Source organism: Cellulomonas endophytica (assembly GCF_004123805.1).
GTDB classification, from domain to species: Bacteria; Actinomycetota; Actinomycetes; order Actinomycetales; family Cellulomonadaceae; genus Cellulomonas; species Cellulomonas endophytica.
The window spans coordinates 1-4631 of sequence record NZ_RWJX01000131.1; the positions used below are offsets into that span (position 1 = coordinate 1).

Sequence of the window (4631 nt, forward strand, 5' to 3'; positions counted from 1 at the left end):
ACGAGGTCGACGAGGTCGACGAGGTCGACCGGATCGTGCGGGCCTGGGCCCGGGAGCGCCCGGACCTCGACGTGCGGCCGCTCGAGGTGCTCTCGCGCGTCAGCCGCCTCGCCCGCCACCTCGACCTCGCGCGCCGCAGCGCCTTCGCCCGGCACGGCCTGGAGGGCTGGGCCTTCGACGTGCTGTCCGCGCTGCGCCGCGCCGGGGTGCCCTACCGCCTGTCGCCGGGGGCGCTGCTCACGCAGACGCTCGTGACGAGCGGCACGATGACGAACCGCGTCGACCGCCTGGAGCAGGCGGGGCTCGTGCGCCGCCTGCCGTCCCCCGACGACCGCCGGGGCGTCCTCGTCGAGCTCACGGACGCCGGGCGGGGACGGGTCGACAGCGCGATGGCGGACCTGCTCGCGGTGGAGGAGAGCCTGCTCGCCGGGCTCGACCCCGCCGCCCGCGCCCGTCTCGCCGACCTGCTGCGCGCCCTGACGGCCCCCTTCGACGCCTGAGGCTCAGCCCGCGGTCTCCGAGGCCTCCAGCCACTGCTCCTCGAGGGCCTCGCGCTCGGCGGACAGCGCACGGAGGCGGCCGTCGAGGTCGAGGACGGCGGCGTGGTCGGTCGCGCGCGCGGCCATCTCCTCGTGCAGGGCGGCCTCCTCCTGGGCGACCCGGTCGAGGCGCCTCTCGACCCGGGCGAGCTCCTTGCGGGCGGCGCGCACCTCCGCCGCCGACGGCTCCGGGGCCGCGGGGGCCGACGTCCCGGGCGCCGCGGGTTCGACGGCCGGGACCGCCGCGCCCCGGGGCGCCGTCCCGCCCGTGGCGACCGCCGCCTCACGCAGCGCGAGGTACTGCTCCACGCCGCCGGGCAGGTCGCGGACCGACCCGTCGCCGAGCAGCGCCACCTGCCGGTCGCAGACGCGCTCGAGCAGGTAGCGGTCGTGCGAGACGACGACGAGGGTCCCGGGCCAGCCGTCGAGGAGGTCCTCCAGCGCGGCGAGGGTGTCCGTGTCCAGGTCGTTCGTCGGCTCGTCGAGCAGGAGCACGTTGGGCTCGCCGACGAGCAGGCGCAGCAGCTGCAGCCGGCGGCGCTCGCCGCCGGACAGGTCGCGGACGGGGGTGCGGGCGCGCTCGCGCGGGAAGCCGAGCCGCTCGACGAGCTGCGCGGCCGTCACCTCCTTGCCGCCGACGACGAGGTGCCCGCGCTCGCGCTCGACCGCCTCGACGACGGTGAGCCGGCCCAGCACGTCGAGGTCCTCCACGTCCTGCCGCAGCTCGGCGGCGACGACGGTCTTGCCCCGCTTCACCCGTCCGGCCGTCGGCGCGACGCGCCCGGACAGCAGGCCGAGCAGGGTCGTCTTGCCGGCGCCGTTGACGCCGACGACGCCGATGCGGTCGCCCGGGCCGAGCCGCCAGGTGACGTCGTCGAGCAGGACGCGGCGCTCGTCGCCCTCCCCGACCGCCAGGGTGAGGTCCTCGACGTCGAGGACGTCCTTGCCCAGGCGCGCGGTGGCGGTCCGGGCGAGCTCGAGCGGGTCGCGCGGCGGCGGCTCGTCGGCGATGAGCGCGGCGGCGGCGTCGAGCCGGAACTTGGGCTTCGACGTGCGCGCCGGGGCGCCCCGGCGCAGCCACGCCAGCTCCTTGCGGAGCACGTTCTGCCGCTTCTCCTCCGCCACCCGGCCCGAGCGCGCCCGCTCGGTGCGGGCGAGGACGTAGGCCGCGTACCCGCCCTCGTAGGGGTCGACGACCCCGTCGTGCACCTCCCACGTGCGCGTGCAGACCGCGTCGAGGAACCAGCGGTCGTGCGTCACGACGACGAGCGCGCCGCCCCGGCCGCCGCGCTCGACGAGGTGGCGGGCCAGCCAGGCGACGCCCTCGACGTCGAGGTGGTTCGTCGGCTCGTCGAGCACGAGCACCTCGTCGTCCCCGACGAGCAGGGCCGCGAGCGCGACGCGGCGGCGCTGCCCGCCGGACAGCGTCGAGACGTCCGCGCCGAGGTCGACGTCGGGGAGCAGGCCGTCGTGCACCGCGCGCACCGCCGCGTCGGAGGCCCAGGTGTGCTCGTCGGCGCCGCCGTGGACGACCTCGAGCACCGTGCGCCCTGGCGTGAGGTCGTCGCGCTGGTCGAGCAGGGCGACGCGCGTGCCGCCGGCACGGGTGACGCGGCCGGCGTCGGGCTCCTGACGGCCGGTGAGCACCCGCAGCAGGGTGGACTTGCCGGCGCCGTTGGGGCCGACGACGCCGATGCGGGCGCCGGCGTCGACCCCGAGGCTGACGCCGTCGAGGAGGGTGCGGGTGCCGAGGGTGAGGGAGACGCGGTCCGCGCCGAGCAGGTGGGCCATGGCGGGTCGCAGGCTACCCCGCGGTCGCCCGGGCCCGTGCTCAGGACCCGTGCTCAGGGCCCGCGCTCAGGTCCCGTGCTCAGGTCCCGTGCTCAGGCGCCGGTGTCGAGCACCCCGACGACCCGCGCCCCGGCGACGGGGCCGGTCGCGGTGAGGACCCGGTCGGCGGCGCCGGCGGCGGTGAAGGCGGCCGCGAGCACGAGCGCGTGCTGCCGGCTGCGGCCCAGCGCGGCGACCGTGGGGCCCGAGCCCGACACGACCACCCCGAGGGCCCCGGTCCGGCGCGCGACCTCGAGCGGCTCGGCCAGGCGCGGGTCGAGGGCCACGGCCGCGTCCTGCAGGTCGTTGTGGAGCGCGGCGCCGAGCGCGTGCGCGTCGCCGGCGAGCAGGGCCTGCAGCAGGGCGACGTCCGCCTCCGCGCCGTCGACCTGCGCAGCCGGCCGGCCGGCCGCGACGAGCTCGTCGTACCGGCCGTAGACCGCGGCGGTCGACAGGCCCGCGTCCTGCACGGCGAAGGCCCAGTGGAACTCCCCGCGGGACAGCGCGGGCGTCAGCAGGTCCCCCCGGCCGGTGCCCACGGCGGTGTGCCCCGTGAGCGAGAAGGGGACGTCGGCACCCAGCTCCGCGGCGAGCTCGACGAGCTCCTCCCGGGCGAGCCCGGCCCCCCACAGCGTGTCGCACGCGAGCAGGGCCGCGGCGGCGTCCGCCGACCCGCCCGCCATGCCGCCCGCGACGGGGACGCCCTTGTGCAGGTGCAGGTGCACGCCCGCGTCGATGCCCGTGCGCTCGGCGAGCAGCTCGGCCGCCCGCAGCGCGAGGTTCCCCGGGCCCGTCGGGACGAGCTCGGCCTGCGGCCCCGACACGGACAGCGTGCGCTCGTCGGCGTGGGTGGCCACGACCTCCTCGACCACGGACACCGCCTGGAAGACCGTCGAGACCGGGTGGTAGCCGTCCGCACCGACGGCGCCGACCCGCAGCGAGAGGTTGACCTTCCCGGGCGCGCGCACCCGGACCTCGCCGGGGAGGGCGGAGGGCCGCGGTCCGTCGCCTCCCGGGACGGCGGCGAGCCGGGCGCCCCGGCGCGCGGGGCCGTGCGGCGGGGTCGTCACGCGCCCACTGTGCCAGGGTCGCGGGGCCCGGGCCGCCCGGCGGCCGTGCCGGCCCCCGCCCGGAGGGCCGCGGCGACGCGGGCGAACGCCGCCACGTCGACGGCCTCCCCCCGCGCGGTGGGGTCGACCCCCGCCGCGGTGAGCGCGGCCGTGGCGGCCTCCGCGGACCCCGCCGCCCCCACCAGCGCCGAGCGCAGCATCTTGCGGCGCTGCGCGAAGGCGGCGTCGACGACCGCGAAGACGGCCTCCCGCTCCACGGTCGCGGCGGGCGGCTCCCGCCGGTCGAGGCGCACGAGCGCGGAGTCCACGTTCGGCACGGGCCAGAACACGGCCCGCCCCACCGTCGCCGTGCGGCGGGCGGCCGCGTACCAGGCGACCTTCGCCGACGGCACGCCGTACGTCCGCGAGCCCGGCGGGGCGACGAGCCGGTCGGCGACCTCCGCCTGGACCATGACGAGCACCCGCTGCAGCGACGCGAAGCGCTCGAGGAAGGTGAGCAGCACGGGGACGGACACGTTGTACGGCAGGTTGGCGACGAGGGCCGTCGGCGCGGGCCCCGGCAGGTCGCGGACCTCGAGCGCGTCGGCGAGCACCACCTCGAGGCGGACGCGGCCGGTGGCGTCGACGAGCCGGACGGGCGGCGCGCCGGGGCCGGTCGCGGGGCCGGTCGCGGGGCCGGTCGCGGGGCCGGTCGGAGGGCCGGTCGGAGGGCCCGGTGCCACGACGAGCCCGGGGACGTGCTCGGCGACCGTGCCGGGCAGCAGCCGGGCGAGCACGGGGTCGATCTCCACGGCGACGACGTCCGCGCCCGCCTCGAGCAGCCCGAGGGTGAGCGAGCCCAGCCCGGGCCCGACCTCGACGACCCGCTCGCCCGGGGTGACGTCGGCCTGCCGGACGATCTTGCGGACGGTGCCGGCGTCGAGCACGAAGTTCTGCCCGAGGGTCTTCGTCGGGCGGACCCCGGCGGCGGCGGCGAGCCGGCGGACGTCGACGGGGCCGAGGAGCCGGACGGCACCCGGGGCACCGGCGCCCGCCGGGGTCCCCGCGGCGGCCGACGGGCCCGCGGCGGGGGTCGCCGCGGGGTCCTGCACGTCGGGGCCGGTCATGGCGCCGAGCCTAGGCCAGGCGCGCCGACGGCCCGCGGGCGACCGGACCTCAGGAGAAGAGGCGCGGCCCGCAGTGCGGCCACTGG

The 4631-nt window shown here is 79.0% G+C and carries 4 protein-coding genes; 1 reads left to right on the forward strand and 3 read right to left on the reverse strand.

Annotation, left to right across the window (positions count from 1 at the left end; translation table 11 throughout):
- Positions 1–32: 32 nt before the first annotated feature.
- Positions 33–500 (forward strand): MarR family winged helix-turn-helix transcriptional regulator, encoded by a 468-nt coding sequence (locus tag EJA20_RS17985; RefSeq protein ID WP_129339891.1) that lies wholly within the window; start codon positions 33–35, stop codon positions 498–500.
- Positions 501–503: 3 nt separating this feature from the next.
- Here the strand turns inward: EJA20_RS17985 and EJA20_RS17990 are convergent, their stop codons facing one another.
- The 3 genes from EJA20_RS17990 to EJA20_RS18000 all read right to left on the reverse strand — a co-directional run bounded on the left by EJA20_RS17990 (position 504) and on the right by EJA20_RS18000 (position 4545).
- Complete coding sequence (locus EJA20_RS17990) at positions 504–2330, reverse strand: ABC-F family ATP-binding cassette domain-containing protein (protein WP_129339888.1); 1827 nt, start codon at positions 2328–2330, stop codon at positions 504–506.
- Positions 2331–2422: 92 nt separating this feature from the next.
- Complete coding sequence (locus EJA20_RS17995) at positions 2423–3337, reverse strand: 4-(cytidine 5'-diphospho)-2-C-methyl-D-erythritol kinase (protein ID WP_240675632.1); 915 nt, start codon at positions 3335–3337, stop codon at positions 2423–2425.
- A gap of 98 nt (positions 3338–3435) precedes the next feature.
- Positions 3436–4545 (reverse strand): ribosomal RNA small subunit methyltransferase A, encoded by a 1110-nt coding sequence (locus EJA20_RS18000; protein ID WP_129339890.1) that lies wholly within the window; start codon positions 4543–4545, stop codon positions 3436–3438.
- Positions 4546–4631: the final 86 nt, after the last annotated feature.